At 69.6% G+C, this 17,833-nt stretch carries 20 protein-coding genes; 8 read left to right on the top strand and 12 right to left on the bottom strand.

The features are described from left to right. Positions 1-304: 304 nt before the first annotated feature. From ACFVWD_RS46505 to ACFVWD_RS46490, 4 genes are all read right to left on the bottom strand, one after another. On the bottom strand, positions 305-1,579 hold the full coding sequence (locus ACFVWD_RS46505) for a hypothetical protein (RefSeq protein WP_389604328.1): 1,275 nt from the start codon (positions 1,577-1,579) through the stop codon (positions 305-307). A 56-nt stretch (positions 1,580-1,635) separates the two neighbouring features. Beyond that, positions 1,636-1,971 carry a hypothetical protein gene (locus ACFVWD_RS46500; protein WP_389604326.1) on the bottom strand — a complete coding sequence of 112 codons (336 nt, stop codon included), beginning with the start codon at positions 1,969-1,971 and terminating at the stop codon, positions 1,636-1,638. A gap of 270 nt (positions 1,972-2,241) precedes the next feature. After that, positions 2,242-2,499 (bottom strand): hypothetical protein, encoded by a 258-nt coding sequence (locus tag ACFVWD_RS46495; protein ID WP_389604325.1) that lies wholly within the window; start codon positions 2,497-2,499, stop codon positions 2,242-2,244. Further along, the gene (locus ACFVWD_RS46490) at positions 2,478-3,311 is read right to left on the bottom strand and encodes a hypothetical protein (protein ID WP_389604323.1); all 834 of its coding nucleotides are present in this window, start codon (positions 3,309-3,311) and stop codon (positions 2,478-2,480) included. Before ACFVWD_RS46490 ends, ACFVWD_RS46495 begins: the two co-directional genes overlap by 22 nt. A 336-nt stretch (positions 3,312-3,647) precedes the next feature. On the opposite strand from ACFVWD_RS46490, the gene ACFVWD_RS46485 reads away from it, so the two are divergent. Further along, complete coding sequence (locus ACFVWD_RS46485; RefSeq protein WP_389604321.1) at positions 3,648-4,628, top strand: aldo/keto reductase; 981 nt, start codon at positions 3,648-3,650, stop codon at positions 4,626-4,628. Positions 4,629-4,863: 235 nt separating this feature from the next. Continuing rightward, positions 4,864-5,385: a pyridoxamine 5'-phosphate oxidase family protein gene (locus ACFVWD_RS46480; protein ID WP_389604319.1), complete on the top strand. Its 522-nt coding sequence runs from the start codon at positions 4,864-4,866 to the stop codon at positions 5,383-5,385. A gap of 54 nt (positions 5,386-5,439) precedes the next feature. Here ACFVWD_RS46480 and ACFVWD_RS46475 read toward each other — a convergent pair whose 3' ends face one another. Beyond that, positions 5,440-6,372: a LysR family transcriptional regulator gene (locus tag ACFVWD_RS46475; RefSeq protein ID WP_389604317.1), complete on the bottom strand. Its 933-nt coding sequence runs from the start codon at positions 6,370-6,372 to the stop codon at positions 5,440-5,442. 70 nt (positions 6,373-6,442) lie between these two features. Between ACFVWD_RS46475 and ACFVWD_RS46470 the strand changes: the two genes are divergently transcribed. The 3 genes from ACFVWD_RS46470 to ACFVWD_RS46460 all read left to right on the top strand — a co-directional run bounded on the left by ACFVWD_RS46470 (position 6,443) and on the right by ACFVWD_RS46460 (position 8,001). Further along, on the top strand, positions 6,443-6,631 hold the full coding sequence (locus ACFVWD_RS46470) for a hypothetical protein (protein ID WP_389604315.1): 189 nt from the start codon (positions 6,443-6,445) through the stop codon (positions 6,629-6,631). Then, on the top strand, positions 6,628-7,596 hold the full coding sequence (locus ACFVWD_RS46465) for a DMT family transporter (RefSeq protein WP_389604313.1): 969 nt from the start codon (positions 6,628-6,630) through the stop codon (positions 7,594-7,596). Before ACFVWD_RS46470 ends, ACFVWD_RS46465 begins: the two co-directional genes overlap by 4 nt. Before the next feature lie 252 nt (positions 7,597-7,848). Then, complete coding sequence (locus tag ACFVWD_RS46460) at positions 7,849-8,001, top strand: hypothetical protein (RefSeq protein ID WP_389604312.1); 153 nt, start codon at positions 7,849-7,851, stop codon at positions 7,999-8,001. A gap of 293 nt (positions 8,002-8,294) precedes the next feature. Here the strand turns inward: ACFVWD_RS46460 and ACFVWD_RS46455 are convergent, their stop codons facing one another. Beyond that, complete coding sequence (locus ACFVWD_RS46455; protein ID WP_389604310.1) at positions 8,295-9,473, bottom strand: hypothetical protein; 1,179 nt, start codon at positions 9,471-9,473, stop codon at positions 8,295-8,297. Continuing rightward, positions 9,461-10,138 (bottom strand): DsbA family oxidoreductase, encoded by a 678-nt coding sequence (locus ACFVWD_RS46450; RefSeq protein WP_389604308.1) that lies wholly within the window; start codon positions 10,136-10,138, stop codon positions 9,461-9,463. Before ACFVWD_RS46450 ends, ACFVWD_RS46455 begins: the two co-directional genes overlap by 13 nt. Before the next feature lie 89 nt (positions 10,139-10,227). On the opposite strand from ACFVWD_RS46450, the gene ACFVWD_RS46445 reads away from it, so the two are divergent. Next, positions 10,228-10,788, top strand: a complete 561-nt coding sequence (locus ACFVWD_RS46445; RefSeq protein WP_389604306.1) for a TetR/AcrR family transcriptional regulator — start codon at positions 10,228-10,230, stop codon at positions 10,786-10,788. Positions 10,789-10,799: 11 nt separating this feature from the next. Here ACFVWD_RS46445 and ACFVWD_RS46440 read toward each other — a convergent pair whose 3' ends face one another. The 4 genes from ACFVWD_RS46440 to ACFVWD_RS46425 form a co-directional block, all read right to left on the bottom strand. After that, positions 10,800-11,177: a cupin domain-containing protein gene (locus ACFVWD_RS46440; RefSeq protein ID WP_389604305.1), complete on the bottom strand. Its 378-nt coding sequence runs from the start codon at positions 11,175-11,177 to the stop codon at positions 10,800-10,802. Positions 11,178-11,343: 166 nt separating this feature from the next. Then, a complete protein-coding gene (locus tag ACFVWD_RS46435) occupies positions 11,344-11,790 on the bottom strand; it encodes a cupin domain-containing protein (protein WP_389604303.1) in 447 nt (148 codons plus the stop codon). Positions 11,791-11,809: 19 nt separating this feature from the next. After that, positions 11,810-12,994: a hypothetical protein gene (locus tag ACFVWD_RS46430; RefSeq protein WP_389604301.1), complete on the bottom strand. Its 1,185-nt coding sequence runs from the start codon at positions 12,992-12,994 to the stop codon at positions 11,810-11,812. A 109-nt stretch (positions 12,995-13,103) separates the two neighbouring features. After that, positions 13,104-14,903, bottom strand: a complete 1,800-nt coding sequence (locus ACFVWD_RS46425; protein WP_389604300.1) for a helix-turn-helix domain-containing protein — start codon at positions 14,901-14,903, stop codon at positions 13,104-13,106. Positions 14,904-15,048: 145 nt separating this feature from the next. Here ACFVWD_RS46425 and ACFVWD_RS46420 point away from each other — a divergent pair, with 145 nt between their 5' ends. Both ACFVWD_RS46420 and ACFVWD_RS46415 read left to right on the top strand, forming a co-directional pair. Beyond that, positions 15,049-16,242 (top strand): FAD-dependent monooxygenase, encoded by a 1,194-nt coding sequence (locus tag ACFVWD_RS46420; protein WP_389604299.1) that lies wholly within the window; start codon positions 15,049-15,051, stop codon positions 16,240-16,242. A gap of 39 nt (positions 16,243-16,281) precedes the next feature. After that, entirely contained in the window at positions 16,282-17,316 is a 1,035-nt protein-coding gene (locus tag ACFVWD_RS46415) for an alcohol dehydrogenase catalytic domain-containing protein (protein ID WP_389604297.1), read from the top strand. 154 nt (positions 17,317-17,470) lie between these two features. Here the strand turns inward: ACFVWD_RS46415 and ACFVWD_RS46410 are convergent, their stop codons facing one another. Further along, positions 17,471-17,617: a hypothetical protein gene (locus tag ACFVWD_RS46410; protein WP_389604295.1), complete on the bottom strand. Its 147-nt coding sequence runs from the start codon at positions 17,615-17,617 to the stop codon at positions 17,471-17,473. Positions 17,618-17,833: the final 216 nt, after the last annotated feature.

The following is a 17,833-nucleotide window of genomic DNA, read 5'->3' as shown; positions in this document are numbered from 1 at the left end:
GATGCGGTCCCGGAGGGTGTCGTTCTCGGCCTTCAGGCGAGCGATCCGGGCGTCGCGGGGGTCCGGGAGTGTGCCCGCTTCGTGCAGTGCCTTCAGCCGGCGTACGAATTCGTCGGCGAGGTGCTGGTAAGGGCGGTCCCGTACGGTGCCGTTGGGGTCCTTCTTCGGAGAGAACCCGGTGCGGTCGATCCCGGCCTCCGCGGCCAGTGTCTTGAGGTCGCATCAGCCGCCGGGCGGGAGTTCTCCGTGAAGGAGGCGGTCCATGGCTGCCCGGATCGCTTCCTCGCTGCGTCGGCGTTCGGTGCTACTGATCTGGCCCATAGGACTCTCCGTGATCTGCGGCGTCGATTCCGGCGGCGATGTGTTCGGCGGCTTCGGCTTCGACCGTAAGTCGTGCTCGCTCGGTCTTCTGTCTGCGTCCGATCTTGCTGATGAAGGCTCGGCTGGTGGCGGCGGATGTCGCCCACACGTCGCGGTGGCAGGAGTGGTGGGTGGCCTGCGGGCAGCGGGCCGAGTCGCACATCCCGACCAGTGGCCGGCTGCGGTCGGAGCTGCGGGCGAGCTGGAGGCACAGTGCTTTGCCGGGATCGAGGAACCAGCAGCAGTTCGCCAGCCCCAGGTGCAGGGCGCCGGCCCGTCCGGCCAGTAGGCTGATCAGTTCCTGGTCGCTTCGTTTCAGCGTCGGAGCCGTCACGTCCAGCTCCTCCAGCTGGCGCTCGACGCTGGCGAAGAACGCCAGCAGGTACCGGGCGCCGGGCCCGGAGGGGCGACGGCCGGCCTGGGAGTCGCGGAACGCCTGCAGCGTCAGGGACTGGTTGCGGGACTCTTCCTCCTTGCCGACCTCGGCCAGGAAGACGGCCTGTGCTCCGCCGGTACGGTTCGCGTATCCCTCGGTGGTGCTGACGGACAGGTGCTTGAGCTGCAGCTTCGCCGCGGACAGGCCGCCGGGCCGGTGGGCGAGTTCGACGGCCGGGGTGCGCCGCAGGACGCGGGGTGTGATGGCGTCGTCGGGCAGGTGCGGCAGGCCCAGCCGCTGTCCCTCGTCTCTGCTGATCCACTCCCGCAGGTCCCGGTAGCGGCGGCATAGGTCGAGATGGGTGGGGAAGAGGTGCGCGACGCCGGGGTCGGCGAGCTTGCGGGCGATGTCGGCGGCCTCGTATGCCTCGGGGACCACGACCCACTCGTCCCAACTCCCGCCGTGACCGCGGCTCTTGATGGCCTTGCTCTTGAGGCGGTGCCGCACCCGGTCCGGACCGTAGGAGCGGGGCGCGAGCTGGCAGTCGAGGGGGAGTTCGATCAGCTCGCTGGTCCGCATGCCGCTCAGCGCGGCAATGGTGAGGATGCAGGCGGTGCGGATGTGACCGAGCAGCCGCGCCAGCCCGTCCTGGGTGAGGGGCAGCGTCCAGGGGACTGTGCCGGTGCCATCTGCGCGGGTGATCGGTTCTGCCTGTCGGCCCCAGCGCGGCTGGATGCCCACCTGCGCGATGGCCTGTTCGAGCAGGGGGCGCACTGCCGCTGTGCGCGGATCTCGCAGGAACCCGGGGCCCGGCCGGAAGGGTTTCCCGCTGCGTGTACGCACGCCCCCTCCAGAGCAAGCACAGCGAAGCTGACCTGCAGCAGCGGATCCGCGCGCTCTCAGCCGTGGATGAGCTTGGAGCGCACCGTCCGTTCCTCCTCCTGCTCGAGCGGCAGTCCTGCGGCCAGGTGGGCGCGAACGGCTCGCTCGAACCGGGCCGTTGTCGCAGTGCGGACCGGTCCCGGCGGCTGGGGCCGCGGGGCCTCGCACGTCTTGCTGAGGGCGAGTGCCAGGGGAGCGATGGTGCGGATGAGGAGCAGGGTGGCGGTGAGCAGCGGGGCCATCACCTCGGCGCGGGCCGGAGGCGTCTTGTTCTCCCTCCTGCCCTTCGACACCCCGGCGACCGCGTGGGCGAACTGCCGTGCGCGGTACCCGGTGGGCGGCGGGAAGGACACGGACCCGTTCCTGGCCGGGGGCGCACAGCGCCGTCAGATACTCCTCGGCCAGCGTGTGCCAGCGCGGATTGCGGATCTCGCAGAAGTTCCAGATCGGGACGCCGCGGGGAACGGAGCGGGGTAGTTGGTCGACCACGGTGAAGTCCCAGCGGTCCTGTTCGAAGCGCGAGCCGCGCTGTCCGTGTCGAACCGACAGTCCCGCGACGGTGCGGACGTCCGCCCCGGTGAACGGCGGCTCCGGCCGCGCTCGCGCGAGCTCACGCTCACGGATCATTCGGTGCACTCCCCGGGTCGCAGCGTCAGTTCGCTGTCGCGGTCGACCACCTGCTCGGCGGCGTGCTGCAGCGCGCGTTCCTCGAAGCAGGCCGGTGTGAGCAGCTCGTCCAGCCGCTGGGAGTAAGGGCCGAAGACGCTCAGGAACACCGCGGCGGGCATCAGGCGCCACTGCCGGGCGAAGTACGCCCGCAGCCGCATCAGATTGGGCAGGTGGCGGGGCGAGAAGACGGCTAGCGGACACAGCAGACACACCCACGGCCTGGCCGGACACGGCTGACCCGCCGGGCCATGCAGTCCCGACAGCTGATCAGTGCAGCTCGCCGCGAACATGTCCCGTGCGCCGCCCAGCAGTTCGTCCGGCGTGTGTCATCCAGTCGTAGCTCCCGGGCCGTCTGGGGGAAGTTGCGGACGAAGCCGGCGAGGTTGTCGTGGGCGGGGGGCACCACGGCCTGCGGGTGGGCCCGGCGGAGCAGATCACGCTGGGCGTCCTCGATCACGTTCTCGGTGGCGTCCTTCTGCGCCGGGCTCTGGCCGGCCAGGTAGTGGTCGCCCTTCACCGCTGGTGTGTGGTTGGGGTCGATCGTGGCCCGGCTGCTGCCGCGCCAGGATGTCCGGTCGCGCGATGCTTCGACGGTAGTGCGGATCCGGTGCAGGTGGATCCGCAGGGGTCGTCCGGCATCGTCGACAAGTTGGTGCTCGCGTACCCACGTGGCCCGGGCATCGGTCTCGAACCGGCCTGCCGACCAGCCGCTGCCACCCCCCGACCAGTAGCGCAGCCACAGCTGGTTCCGCAGTTCCTCCGGAGCGAACCGCCGGGCAACAGAGGAATGCTCCAGCCACTGCCTCAGCAGCCGCACCGCCGACCGGGACAGTGCCAACGACTCCTGGCTGGTGCGGCCTTTGACGTAGTCGAGCAGGACCGTCGCATCCCCGCTCCAGCGCACATCCCCCAGACCCAGGTCGGCGAGCCCGTCCGGGACGATGCCGGTACGGATCCTGAACAACAGCCGGTAGGCGAAAGTCACCGAGGCCCTGGGAAACAGCGCGTGTCGACCGGGTTTCATGCTGTCCGTTGTCCGTTGTCCGTTGTCCAGCGGCGGCTGAGTCGCGCTGTCATGGCATGCATCCGCAGAGGAAATTCACCGACGACGACACGCTCGGCAGCGCGCCGCCGCTTCGTGACCGAGTACGGCCCGGCCAGCTGTGCTGACGCGGGGGTGGTGACGAGGGCCGAGCCGTCCACACGCCGGACGACGTTCATTGATTATCTGCATCAGAGGATCGCAAGGATTGATTGGACTCATGCTGATGCGCTGATCAGGCTGGATTGACAGTTCGGTGTTCGGTCTCCGGATCGCCACCCACCTGACCGCCTCTGCACATCGAGAAAAGAGCGCAGCATGTCCGTCGGCTATCGCCAGCTAGGCAACTCCGGTTTGACCGTGTCCGGTGTTGGGCTCGGCTGCAGCAACCTCGGCAGGCCCAACACCGCCAGCTTCACCCAGGAGGGCGCCAACGCCGTTGTGCGAGCTGCCCTCGACGCCGGCATCACCCTCTTCGATGTCGCGGACACCTACGGCACACCGCCCGGGCTGAGCGAACAACTCCTTGGCGAGGCGCTGAAGGGCCACCGCGACGACGTTGTGATCGCCACCAAGTTCGGCATGGACACGGAGGGGGCCAGCGGCCGCGACTTCGGGGTCCGCGGCTCCCGCCGCTACATCGTCCGTGCTGTCGAGGAGTCGCTGCGCCGGCTGGGCACCGATCGGATCGATCTGTACCAGTTCCACACCCCCGACCTGGTCACGCCGATCGAGGAAACCCTGGCCGCGCTCGACGCCCTGATACAGCAGGGCAAGGTGCTCTACATCGGTCACTCCAACTTCGCCGGATGGCAGATCGCCCAGGCCGAGTATCTCGCCCGCCAGCTCGGGACCACCCGCTTCGTCGCCTCGCAGAATCACTACAACCTGCTGGACCGCCGTGCGGAGCACGAAGTGCTGCCCGCCGCCCAGGCGTTCGGGCTGGGCGTCCTGCCCTACTACCCGCTGGCCAGCGGGCTGCTGACCGGCAAGTACTCATCCGGCAAGGCCCCGGAAGGAGCGCGGCTGACCCACTTCCGCCGGGACGACTTCGAGAACGCCGACCTGGCCCAGCTCGCGGCCTTCGGTGACTTCGCCGAGAAGCGCGGCCTCAACGAGGTCCAGGTGGCCTTTTCCTGGCTCGCCTCTCGTCCCGCTGTCGTCTCGGTCATCGCCGGTGCCACACGGCCCGAGCAGGTCGCCCAGAACGCGGCCTCGGTCGGGTACGAGTTCAGTGCGGACGACCTCGCCGAGCTGGATGAGATCTTTCCCCCGTTGCCGCCCATCGCGCTGTTCTGACCGCGACCCGCGTGCGGCCTGATCGTCCGGCATCGCCGGCGGCGAACGGCGTCGCGACGCGTCGGGCGCCGTGGGTGTCGTCGGCAGGGTGAGACGCCGTCGGTGCCGTGGCTCCGGGAACCCTGTGGTCATGCACAGGGTTCCCAGGAACCAATGTGCGCACTCCCATCCGTGGGGATGGGTGTCGCGTCCTACGGTCAAGGCGGCCGGTGTCACCGAGACGTGGGAGGACGAGATGTCCATCGCTGTATCGAAGTTCCGGGATGTTGCCGACGGCACGCGGGTGGGCCAGTTCGAGATCGGTGACCGTGCTGCCGTGCGCGGGCTGAGCGATCTGGATCCCGTCTACAAGCAGTTGCTGGACGGGCCGGTGACAGCGGTCGTCGCGGTGACGGGCAGTACGGGGCGGCCGAACCTGACTCCGGTGTGGTTCGACTACGAGGACGACAAGGTCCTGCTCAACCTGGCCTCCCACCGCAAGAAGGTCGACTGGCTGCGTCGTACGCCACAGGCGTCGTTCCTGCTGATGAACCCTCAGAACGCCTATCACTGGATGAGTATCAAGGCCACGGTGGTCCGGGAGATCTCCGAGGACGATGCGGCTGAGGGTGCCCGTGTGACCGCGCAGCTGGATCGCGTGTGGGCCAAGTACAGCGGCAACGAGGGCTCCTACCCGCTGCGCGAGCCTGGACGGAACGAACGTCGCGTCCTGTTCGAACTGCGCGTCGACTCCGTCGCCACGTTCGGCCGCCCCTGATGCCCAGATCGCCGGCGGCACCCTGGCGCAGATCACGACCACCGGAATCGGGCTCTACCGCAGGCTCGGCGCAGGAGACGACAGGCTGTCGGGGTGCTTCTCGCACAGGTCCCGGAGCGCTGTGACGTTCGGGTGCCAGGGGCGGCCGGTCGGGCCGGTCAGGACAAGCCGACGTTCCAGGTGCGGTCGCAGAGGGACCAGGGTGAGGGTCTCGGAGAGCATGCTCGCCGCCAGGGACGGGATGATCCCGACACCGAGGCCGGCTTCCACCATGCACAGCAGTGTGGTGAGTTCGCGGATGCGCTGGGTGGGCCGGTAGGTCAGGCCGGTCAGCGCGTGCAGGTGTTTGACCTGGGTTTCGCAGCCGGAGGTGGTGGCCAGCAGCGGGTCCTCCAGCAGATCGGCCAGCTCGATGGACTCCTCGCCCGCCAGCGGGTGGTCGCTGCGCACCACGGCCTCGTAGGCGTCGGTCGCCAGGTGCAGGGCGCCGCGGGGCAGCGGGTCCGGGTCGATGAGGACGGCCGCGTCGACCGTGCCGCTCTCCAGCCACTGCTCGATCTCCTCGTCGAGGCCTTCGAAGAGCGTGATCTCGACGTGCGGAAGGCGCTCGTGCCACAGCCGCAGCAGGCCGGGCAGCAGCCCGCGCGCGGCCGTCGGCGGGACGGCCAGCCCGATCGCCCCGGCCACGCCGGCGCTCTTGTGTGCGGCCGCGGCAGCGTTGAAAGCGCGGGCCGAGGCAAGGGTGGCGCGGGCATGGGACAGCAGCACCTCGCCCAGCGGCGTCGGCCGGACCGGCATGGCGCGCAGTACGAGGTCGCCCTGCACCGCGCGTTCGAGTGAGGCGAGCGAGTGTGACACCGAGGACTGGCTCATCCCGAGCGCGGCGGCGGCCGCACCGAAACCCTCGTTGTCGGCGATCGCCACGAATACACCGAGTTGCCGCAGCGTCACGTCCATCGATTCAACCAATCGCTCAATGAATCTCATCGATTTGCTTCATCATACCGGCAGGGTCACGCTAGCAGCACATGAGCCGGAACGAGGGAGGTGGCAGCGCATGGACAGGAACATCAGCGACCGCCGCGAGCGGCAGCACGAGGAGCGCGTCGCGCTGCCGCTGCCCGTCGGGGCGTGGATACGGCGGATGCACCGGGCCGTCGGCACGCGCTGGGCCGGTTCGGCCCGGCGGGTGGAGCGCCACGGGTTGGAAGTGGAGCGCCACGGGTTGGAAGGAGAGCAGTCGTGACGCAGTCGAGGCGCGCGGGTTGCGTCGGCGCGCAGTTCGTCGCGCTGGCCCTGCTGTGGGGAGCGAGTTTCCTCTTCATCAAGGTGTCCCTGGACGGGCTGTCCCCGGCGCAGGTGATGCTCGGCCGGCTCGCCCTGGGCGGGGTCTTCCTGGCCGGTGTCATGGCCGTCACCCGGCGGCGCTGGCCCCGCGACGCCCGCACCTGGGGCGTCCTCGCGGTGATCTCGGTGTTCCTGTGCGTCGCGCCGTTCTCGCTCTACGCCTGGGCCGGTGAGCGCATCCCGTCCGGGCTGTCCAGCATCTACAACGCGACGACCCCGATCGCGGCCCTCCTGGTCTCGCTGGTCGTCCTTCCCGACGAGCGGCTGACCCGCGCCCGCACCGGGGGCCTGGTCCTCGCCTTCTTCGGCGTCACCGTCGTGGCCGCCCCCTGGAGCGCCCTCGGCGCCTCCGGCGAGGGCTCCTTCCTCCTGGCGCAGCTCGCCTGCCTGGGTGCCAACCTCTGCTACGGCATCGGCTTCGTCCTCAGCCGACGGCTGCTGCGCGGCACCGAGCACGACGCCGTCACCATCGCGGCGAGCCAGATCGTCCTCGCCACGGTCATCGGCTTCCTCGTCGCCCCTTTCATCGGAGGGCTCGAACCGGTAGAGATCACCCCGCCCGTGCTGTCCAGCATGCTGGTGCTGGGCATGGCAGGCACCGGACTGGCGTACATCCTCAACACACGGGTCATCGCGTCCTGGGGCGCGACCACCGCCGCCACCGTCACCTACCTCACGCCGGTCGTCGGCGTCGTCCTGGGCATCACCATCCTCGGCGAGACCCTCCACTGGCACGAGCCCGCCGGAGCGGTCCTGGTCGTCCTCGGCATCCTCATCAGTCAGGGACGAGTCGTGTCGCGCCGACGCCAGGCCGCCGCCCCGCGCCCGGAAACCCGCCCCCGTGCGGAACGCGTCAGCCGCTGAGCAACCCCACCGCCTGCGCCGTGCGACGGAACCCGTCATGGACTTCCTCGCCGCAACCGCGCTGTACGCGCCCCGCCCTCTCTGATTCCCGATCCCCAAGGCGACCTTCCTGCTCCCCGAAGAGCTTCACGGACACCAGATTGGCGAGCTGATCGTCCTGCTGTCGGTGTTCAGCCGGACCGCCTACACCCTGGTGTCCGCCCCTTCGTACAGGTCTTCGCCGAGGTCGGCATCCCGGGCGCCGCCGGGATCATGAACTTCGTCGTCCTGACCGCCGCCCTGTCCTCGTGCAACTCCGGCATCAACTCCACCGGCCGGATGCTGCGCGGCCTGGCCCTCCAGGACGAAGCCCCCCCCAGACCATGGGGAACCAAAGCGAGCGGCAACTGCCGCTGCCCGCACTGAGGTTGTCCACCCTCGTCATGGGCATCGGCGTCATCGTCAACGCCGTCTCGCCCGACAAGGCGTTCCTGTACGTCACCTCGGTCGCCACCTGCGCCGGCCTGTGGACATGGCTCAGGATCCTCTTCACCCACCTGCGCTACCGCTCGCGCGTGCGAGCCGGGCTGTTGCCGGCCGGCGGCTCCTGGATACCGGCGACCGGTCACCACGATCGTGAGTGTCGGGGTGTTACACCCCGGACGAAGGCCCCTCGGTCTATCCCGCACCGGGGACCGGGGGCCTTCGGTGTCCGGCCCTCAGATGGCTGGTCCGGCAGCGGCGGCCTGTGTCGCCTCGGAACTGCCCAGGCCGAGCCGGTGCCCAAGACCGACGCCGTGCCGGTAGAGGGCCGTTCCCTCGGCAAGCCGGTCCTTCTCCCACGCCCGCAGGGCGCCGTCCAGGGACGGAACCTGCTGCAGAGCGGTGAAGAGGATGATGGCGTCGGCGGCAGCCTTCTCAGCGCTGGCCGCGGTGTGCGGCCGGACCACGAAGGCCGCGTCCCCGGTGAGCAGCATCCGGCCGCTGCGCATCCGGGAGACCCGCCCATCGAGGATCGCCTGTGCGAACGGCTCCCGGGTGTGCTCCACGAGCTCACGCATGGGCTCGGGAAGCAACGTCCGTGCATGGTCCAGGAGTTCGGTGTGAACCTGCGGGGCGATCAGCCCCGGGGGCAGGGACAGTCCGTGGGCCGTGCCGTTGCGGTCGGTGGTGATGCGATCCAGGCCGGCCGCGTCGGCCCGTACGTACCACACCCAGTTCATACGGCGCTTTCCCGGCGTGGTCGAGCCGAAGTCGCCCGGGATGAAGTAGCACAGGAACTGGGTGCGGTCCCCGTCGTAGAAGCTGAACCGGTCACGGAAGACCTCGCTCAACTCCTCTGGGAGGTCGGCCTCGTCGATCACCCCGCGGTAGGCGACGTACCCGGCGTAGTGGGGGGCACCCTCCGGTGCGACGAGCCCGCGATGTCGGGAGGCGGAGCCGTCGGCGATGATCGCGAGGTCCACGGAACGGACGGCGTCACCGACGTGGATGTCGACGCCGTCGGTCCGGGGTGCGAGCGCGGTCACCTGCTGCCCGTCGTGGTAGCGCGCGGAATCGAGGCGGTCCCGCAGGGACGTGTGAATCGCGCCCCAGGAGATCATCTGCTGTCGCATGAGCGTGTGATGGCTCTGCCCGTCCCGGCTGAAGAACTGCCGGTGCGTGACGGGAACGCTGATCCGGTCGGGGTCGACGCCGCAGAACATGCTGAGGAACCATGCGACGCTCGGCTGCAGCACGATCCCCGCGCCGCGGTCGTCGGGCCGGCCCGCTGACCGCTCCCAGACGGTGACATCCAGTCCCAGCTCGGCGAGCGCCACCGCCTGGAACAGACCGCCGAGCGAACCGCCCACGATGCCCACCGACTTGATGTCCGGCACGGTACTCACAGCGAGCACACCCCGTCCTCGCACACGGCGCCCTCCGGCACCTCAGTGACCTGGCGTTGAAGGATCTCCACGAGCGCGTCGGTGCCGACCGCGCCGTTGATCGCCTTGTCACCGACGATCAGCAGCGGCACCCCGCGCAGGCCGAGGTATTCGGCAAGCTGTTCGTCCTCCGCCACGGCCGTCTCCAGCGCCGGGTCCGCCAGCTGCGTGGCCACGTCGTCGCCGAGCCCCATCTCCTTGCCGATCCGGGCCAGCACCGCGACATCACCAACGTCCTGGCCCTCGGAGAAGTAGGCCACGAGCAGGCGGTCGGCCATCGCCGCGCCCGACTGTGCCTCCCGCTCCGCGAGGGCGATCAGCCGGTGTCCGGCCCGGGTGTTCGGTGTCCTGGTGACCGCCTCGTAGTCGAAGACGATGCCCTCGTCCCGGCCTGCCGGCACCGTGCCGGCATCCAGCTGGCGCGACCGCTCCCAGCTGCCGAACTTCCCACTCCGGTAGGTGCGCCGGTCCATCCCGGCCGTCGGCATCTCGGGGTTGAGCTCGAAGGCGTGGTGGCGGATGCGGAACTCCTGACCGGTGCGCTCCTCCACGATGTCGACGGCCTTCTGCAGCCGGCGCCCGCCGATGTAGCACCAGGGGCAGATCAGATCGCTGAACACATCAAGATTGATCATTGGTGTAACCTCCTAATCAAACCGACTAGTCTGTTCGATGAGAACGACGGCGCAGCCGTCCCCATTCCCGCCCGTCACCGGAGGTGCCGATGACCGCCCCTGAGGCCACCCGCGCCAGGATCGTCGCGGCAGCGGCCGACCTGTTCACCCGCTGTGGCGTGCGCGCCGTGGGTATCAACGAGATCTGGCGGGCCGCCGAGGTGGCCAAATCCACCCTCTACCAGCACTTCCGCTCCAAGGACGAGCTCGTCGCCGCCGTCCTGCGCCAGCGCAACGACGCCTGGTGCGCGCGCCTGCGCGCATACGCCGCGGTCGCCCAGGCGCCACAGGACCGGCTTCTTGCGATCTTCGACCTGCTGGCCGACGAGTTCGCCGACCCCGCCTACCGCGGCAGCGACCTGGTGAACGTCGCCGCCGAATACCCCGACCCCGACGACCCCGTGCGCGCCGCCATCCGTGACCACAAACGCGAAATCCTGCGCTACCTGGCAGAACTCGCCGCGGCAGCGCAGGAGACCGACCCCGAGAAGACCGCGGCCACCGTGCTCACGCTGGCCGACGGAGCAGCCTGCGCCCGGGTCAGCCTCGGCGACACCGGCGCCGCCGGCCTGGCGCGGGAGGCCGCGGCGCGTCTGCTCGCACATCGCTGACCGGTGCGCGATCAGTCGCCGACGTACTGGATGTCGAACGGCTTGTTGGTGATGAAGAGGAAGGTGCAGTCGCCGTCCTCGGTGGCACCGTGGGTCATGGTGCCCCCCTCGGGGAACCAGACAAAGCTGCCCGCCGGGTAGTTGCCCTGGTGCGTGGTCAGGGTGCCGCCGAGGACATAGATGCCGTGGGCGCAGTGATGGGTGTGCCAGGGGTTGGTGAACCCGGCCTTGTAGACGACCTTCAGCACCTCCATACCGGTGTCGGGATCGGCGATCAGCGGCAGTCGGTCGAGGACCGCCCCGATCTCGGGAAGAGGGAGCCGCTCCCACTCCGCGGTGTTCGTGTCGACCGCCGTGAGCTTCAGCGGCGAGAGCTGAGCGCCAGACATGAGGGGTCCGCCGCCTTTCCGTGCGAGAGCCGGGGAGTACCCCGGAAGCGGGCCGGCTGCGCCGGCGCGCTCATGGACTGACTGCCAGCGTGACAGCGCACGGCACCGAAGGGCACTGTGCCGCTCCACAGCCTTCTTTTGTCCAGCTGTGCCGCTGGACATGAGGTTAGGGGTGGGTGTAGTCGACCGCCGCAGGTTCGGCGTACTCGTCGAGTTCGGGGAGGTTGACGACGATGGCGTCGACGCCGGAGCGGACGACAGCCCAGACCGTCTCGAACTCGGGGGAGGCGTTGATCTCCTGGTGGATGACGTGCGCCGGGATGAACACGAAGTCGCCGGGCCCGGCCTCGGCGACGTTCTGCAGCTTGTCGCCCCACCGGTAGCGGGCGGTGCCGCTGATGACGTAGAGGACGGTCTCCTGGTCGCCGTGGTGGTGGGCGCCGGTGGCCGCGCCCGGTTGGACGGTGCTGCGGAAGGCGGACAAGTGGGCCGCGCCGGGGTTGCGCCCATCGAAGGCGACCTCCCGGATCAGGCCCGGAGTCTGGGGTGTGTCGCCGTCGAGCTGGTCGCGGTGCACGACGCGGATCTGAGGGTCGGCGTGGGAGTCGGCCATGAGGATTCGTTCTCCGGTTTCAGGGTGTGTGGTTCGTGCGGTTGGTTCGGATGAGCGGCCAGGACTGTCCTGCGATGACGAAGAGGAGGAGCCAGACGATGGCCAGGTCCATGAAGCCGAGCGCGTTGCCCGCGATGCCCGGGGCGAGGGCCGGTTCATGGAGGGCGTGGGAGGCGACGAGGCGGTAGTAGACGGTGAAGGTGACGACTGCGAGTGCCAGGGTGACGAGCACCCGCACAGTGCGGTTCCTCGCCGGCGTGAGGTGTCGGGGCCAGTCGCCCGCGCAGTTGGCCCAGAAGATCACCCAGAAGACCCAGCAGACGCCGAGCTGGGCGGGGAACAGGCTCAGGCCGTCCGAGCCGATGACGGCCCGGGCGTCAGCACCCAGCAGGAGACGGGTCGCTCCCGACAGGACGAAGTACAGAACGCCGCAGAGCGCAGCGTTTCCCAGCGCGGTCCACAGAAACCAGGAGCCCTTGCTTCTCACCGCGTTCCAGGGCCAGTTGTCGGTCATGTTGCTGGTGACGATGACCGAGACGACGATCGAGTAGAACAGGCCGATCACCTCGTTGAGGCTCAGCGGCGCATCCTTGACGGCGCTCCAGCCGGCCAGCACGGGAAGGGCGAAGACGGCATACAGGAGGAGACTCGCGATGGTCGAGACGGCGATTTCGGCGACGCCTGCCCAGGGTTGGCCGAGGCCGAGGCTCTTCCAGGGCCGGTCCTCGAAGACGGTCGCGGAGGGCACGTTCGTCACAAAGACGAACAGGACGAAGACGGCTCCCGTGAAGTAGCCCACGCCGCCCGCGCGTTCGGGTGCGAAGCTCGGGTCGACCGCACCCCAGGCGAGCGCGAGCAACGTGGTGATGCCGATCCCGGCGCCGATGGTGACGACGGCGAACACGAGCCCGCGCAGGGGCTGGGCCAGGCGGTCGAACCCCCTCATCTCCAGGTTGAAGGCCAGGCAGACAATGGCGAACAGGGTCCAGAAGACCACTGCGTTCGCCGGATTGCCGTAGACGTCCAGAACCCCCCATCGGGGGTCGACGAAGAGCCACCAGCTCGCCAGTGACAGCAAGGCCACGATCAGGAGGGTCGCGCCCGCCGTGCGTGTCCAGCCGGTGGGCGGCGTGGGGGCTCGTGCGGTTTCGCGTGCCGGTGGAGCTGTGGCCACCGCTGCCGTCGGGTGTGGTGGGTCGTCCATGGGTCCTCCCCGCGTCGTTGCTGGGTGAGGACATGTTCAGGGCCAGATCAGCACGGGCCGGGTGTGCGGCCACACAGTCTTTCTCGCAGGCCCTGTAGAGCGGGACAGATCATCTCGTGCGGGTGATGTCGTCGATCGCCAGGGCCGTGCGCAGCGTGGTCAGGTCCCCGACGCTGGTCAGGGAGACAGCCAGCAGGCTTTCGATGCGTTTCACGCGCAGACCGACCGTGTTCGGGTGGACGAAGAGGGCCTCGGCGGTGGCGTTGGTGTTGAGGTCGTGGTCGAGGTAGGTACGCAGGGTGCTGACGAGGTCGGTGCCCCGGCGTCGGTCGTACTCCCGTAGCGGGCCGATCCAGCGGGCGGCGAGGACGCCCATGCGGTGCGGGTCGACGTCGGCCAGCAGCATGCCGATCATCCCGGCCGAGGCCACCGTCAGGACGTCCTCGCCTGTGGCGTACGGCAGAAGCCGCAGCAGGCCGGTGACCTGGCGGAACGCCCCGGGCAACCGGTCCAGACCGGGACAGGTCTCGCTGACGGCCACGCGCACGCCGCCCTCCAGGGCCTGGGATCCGACGGTGCGGATGTGCCGGGCCAGCTCATCGACTCCCTCCGGGCCCGCCGCCGGCGCCACGATCACGATCGCGCCGTCCCGCAGCGCCAGCAGCGGTTTGGGACGCGGGCGGGAGAGCACGAGCGACTGCACCAGGCGCAGCAGCTGCGCGGTGACCGCATCCCCCGCTTCCTCGTGGCGGACGGCCAGGACCCGCTGGGGCAGCCGCAGATCGCTGCCGAGCCGGTCGCCGCGCGCGATGACGGCTTCCGGGGCGGCGAGCGTCCCGCCCGCAAGCTCGGAGACGAGGTCGCCTCGCAGCTGCCACTGGGCGTCGACCACGGCGCGCCGACGCAGCATCTCCAGGCCCAGGACCACCGCGGCCTGCTCGATGGCGCGCAGCCGTACGTCGTCGTCCTCGGCGTCCCCGGCCAGCCACAGCACGCCCAGAGTCTCTTCCCCCAGGCGGACCGGTGCCGCCAGCAGGCCGGGAAACGCGCCGGACCGCAGCACCGGGGATGCCTGCGCCAGGAGGTCGAGCAACGACTCGCCTCCCTCCTGTCGTGGCCACGACGGCCAGTCCGGCGGCCGTACCGATACCCCGGCCCGGGGCACGCCGGCGAGGGTCTGACCGGACACGTCCTGCACGGCCACGGCACGGTCCGCGGTCTCCGCAAGGGCGGCCGCGATGTCGCTGATGCCCCCGCCGCGACGGGCGACCCCGATGAACCGGTCGTGGATGGCAGCGTGCCGGCGCAGCAGCTCGTTCAACGCGCTCAGTTCGCGCACGCGGCGGCGGTCGCGCTCCAGTTGCGCGCTCGTCTCCAGGGCGATCCCGGCGTGGCTGGCGAGGACCTGCAGCAGCTCCAGTCCGCCCGGGCCCAGGCGGCGCGGATCGCTGCCGTAGACGTTCATCGTGCCCACGGTCTCGCCCTGGTTGCGCAGGGGCACCGCCGCCATGGAGTGGTGCCCGTGCTCCTGGGCGGCCTTCGCCCACGGCCCGTAGGAGGGATCGTGGGCGATGTCCTCGACAATCACCGGCACGCCGTCGACGAAGGCGCGCCGGGACGGACTGCCGGCGAAGGCGCCCTCGAAGGCCAGCAGCAGCGGCGACTCCTCGTTCACCAGCCGCACATAGCTCTCGCTCAGACCCCAGCAGCCCTCGATCCGCAAGGCCGTGCGCTCGTCGTCGACCAGCAGTACGGCCGCGCTCTCGTAGCCGAGCAGGTCGCAGGCGGTCCGGGCGATCTGCCCCAGCAGCCCCGGCAGGTCACGCTCCTGGTTGACCGCGATGGCCAGTTCGTCGATGGCGCCCATCCAGCGCAGAAGATCCGGCCCTGCGGAGGACACGGACGTCATCTCCACCTCCTCACACGGCCCCAGCACCACGCTGCTGTGCTTCTCCCCATGCTAGCGACGAATCACTGTGGGACGACACACGCGATGCCGGAAGTGTGCGGAGCCACGATGACGTCCACCACCCCCTGGGCGAGAGGAATCCACGGTGGACACCTACAAGGGCCTGCGGGCCGCAGTGGTCGGCGGATCCATCGGAGGACTGACCAGCGCGCTGCTGCTGCGCGAATTGGGCTTCACCGTCGACGTCTACGAGCGCACGCCGGTACCCCTGGAAAACCGCGGCGGCGGGATCGTGCTCCAGCCCACCACCATGAAGTGGTTCGGCGAACGCAGCGCCCACCGCATCGAGGAGCTCAGCACGATCACGCGCCATGTGCGCCACCTGGGCCGGGACAACGAGGTACTGCACGATGAGCCGGTCGAGTGGCGCTACTCGTCCTGGTCGACGATCTACCGCGCGCTGCTTGACGACTTCGGCACCGACCGCTACCACCTCGGCGAGTTCTGCGCCGGCTCCGACCAGGACGCCGACAGCGTGACGCTGCGGTTCGTCTCGGGCCGGACCGAGCGGGCCGACCTGGTGGTCTTCGCCGACGGGGTCACCTCCACCGCCCGCCGGCGGATGTTCCCGGACCTCCAGCGGCACTACTCCGGATACGTCGGCTGGCGCGGCACCGTGCCCGAGGGCGAGGTGAGCGAGGAGACCAGGGCCCTGTTGTGCGAGGCACTCACCTACAGCGTGGCCCCCGGCACGCACATCGTCCTGTACCCGATCCCGGGCCTGGACGGCGGCATCGAGGAGGGACAGCGGCTCCTCAACTACGTCTGGTATCGCAATGTCCCAGACGGCCCGGCCCTCCAGGAACTGACCACGGACCTGCGCGGCATCGAGTGCCCGGTCTCCGTCCATCCCGGTCAGGTGCAGCCATGCTTCGTCGACGAAATGCGGGCGGCAGCCCAGGATTTGCTGGCACCGGCGGCGGCCGAGACCGTTGCCCGGACCGAACAGCCTTATCTGCAGGTCGTGTTCGACACGCGGATCCCCGCGATGGCCGACGGCCGGGTGGCGATCATCGGCGACGCCGCATTCGCCGCCCGCCCGCACGCCGCCGCCGGCACCGCTAAAGCCGCCGACGACGCCTGGACGCTCTACGAGCATCTGCGCACGTTCGGCGGCGACATCCCCACCGCCCTCAAACGCTGGGAACCGGCCCAACTGCAGCTGGGCAACCAACTGATCGACCGCGTCGCACGGATGGGACGCCGGTCCCAGGTCGAAGGCACCTGGCTGCCAGGAGACCCCAGCCTGCGATTCGGCCTCTACGGTCCCGGCATCTGACCCACGGCCCGACTGCACGATTCAACAAAGGAGTTGGACATGAAGGCACTCGTCTACGACGGACCGGGAAAGATCGAGCACCGCGACCACCCTATGCCGACGCTGACCGAGAACACCGACCTCCTGATGCGGGGCACCCACACCACGATCTGCGGGACGGACTCGCACATCATCAAGGGCGGTGTGCCGACGGTGAAGCCGGGTACCGTCCTCGGCCACGAGGCCACCGGCGTCGTCGAGCAGGTCGGCTCGTCGGTGACGAACGTGCAGCCCGGCGACCGGATCCTGGCCGTCTGCGTCAGTGCGTGCGGCTATTGCCGGTTCTGCACCACCGGCATGTACGGCCAGTGCGTCAACGGCGGCTGGGCCCTCGGCCACACGATCGACGGTGTCCAGGCCGAGTACGCCCGCATCCCCTTCGCCCGCAACTCCGTCTACAAGATCCCGGACGATCTGACCGACGAGCAGGTGCTGTTCCTCACCGACATCCTCGCCACCGGCTACGAGGTCGGCGTCCTCAACGGCCGAGTGCGCCCGGGCGACACCGTCGTGATCGTCGGCGCCGGGCCGGTGGGCCTGTCCGCGACCGTGACCGCCAAGCTGTTCTCCCCGCGCAACATCATCGTGGTCGAACGCACGCCCGCCCGCCGCGAGATGGCCCTCAAACTGGGTGCGACCCACGCCGTCGGTGAGGACGAGGTCCACGACCTGGTCGGCAAGCTGACCGACGGCTACGGCGCCGATGTCACCATCGAGGCTGTCGGCTTCCCCGACGCCTTCGAACTTGCCGCCGACCTGGTCCGCTCCGGCGGCCGTATCGCCAACATCGGCGTTCACGAGGGCCCGGCCACTCTCCACCTGGAGAAGCTCTGGGCCAAGCAGGTCACGATCACCACCGGCATTCCCTCCGGCCTGACCATCCCGCAGCTGATGAACTCGATCGCCACCGGCGCCCTCGACGCCACCCAGCTCATCAGCCACCGTCTGCCCCTGAGCGAGACCATGCAGGGATACGACGTGTTCACCCGCAGTGCCGAGACCGGCGCACTGAAGGTGGTCCTCACCAGCAGCTGACGGCCGCGCCGCCCCTCTCGGCCGCCGACAGCCGACGTAGAGCCGGGCTCCGCTACGGGCCCGGCTCGACGGTCTTCATCTGAGTGGTGTCTCATCCCGCGGCCACGCCAAGTCTCGGCGAGTGACGTGCAGCAGCCTCGCCCGGCAACTCCGGTCAGCCGACCCCGATCCGCCCTGGCACGGGCGCCGCTTCAACGCCGACCGGGGCACCGGTGGCGAGTTTGAGTACCAGCCCGTCCGGCCTGAACTGGTTGTGGAGTTCTGGGGCGACACCGCCGACGACAACGGTCGCTACCGTCACCTGGCTTTGATCACTTTTGGCAGCAGCGTTTGTCCGGCACTTTGGGCAGCAGATGGAGGTCGACGGGCTCGGGAATGTTCACGAGAAGAGATGTCAGTGCATGGGACGGCCCCCCGCCCGCGGGGCCGCGGGCCGTCGAATCGGGCCAGGTTGAGGTCAGCCCGCTTGGGCCAATGCGAGATTATGGGTGTCACCCAGCCAGACGACTTGGCGGTT

Origin of the sequence: Streptomyces sp. NPDC058086 (genome assembly GCF_042885015.1) — a bacterium.
Classification (GTDB): domain Bacteria; phylum Actinomycetota; class Actinomycetes; order Streptomycetales; family Streptomycetaceae; genus Streptomyces.
The sequence above is the reverse complement of the archived record's forward strand: the minus strand, read 5'-3'. Positions and strand labels throughout refer to the sequence as shown.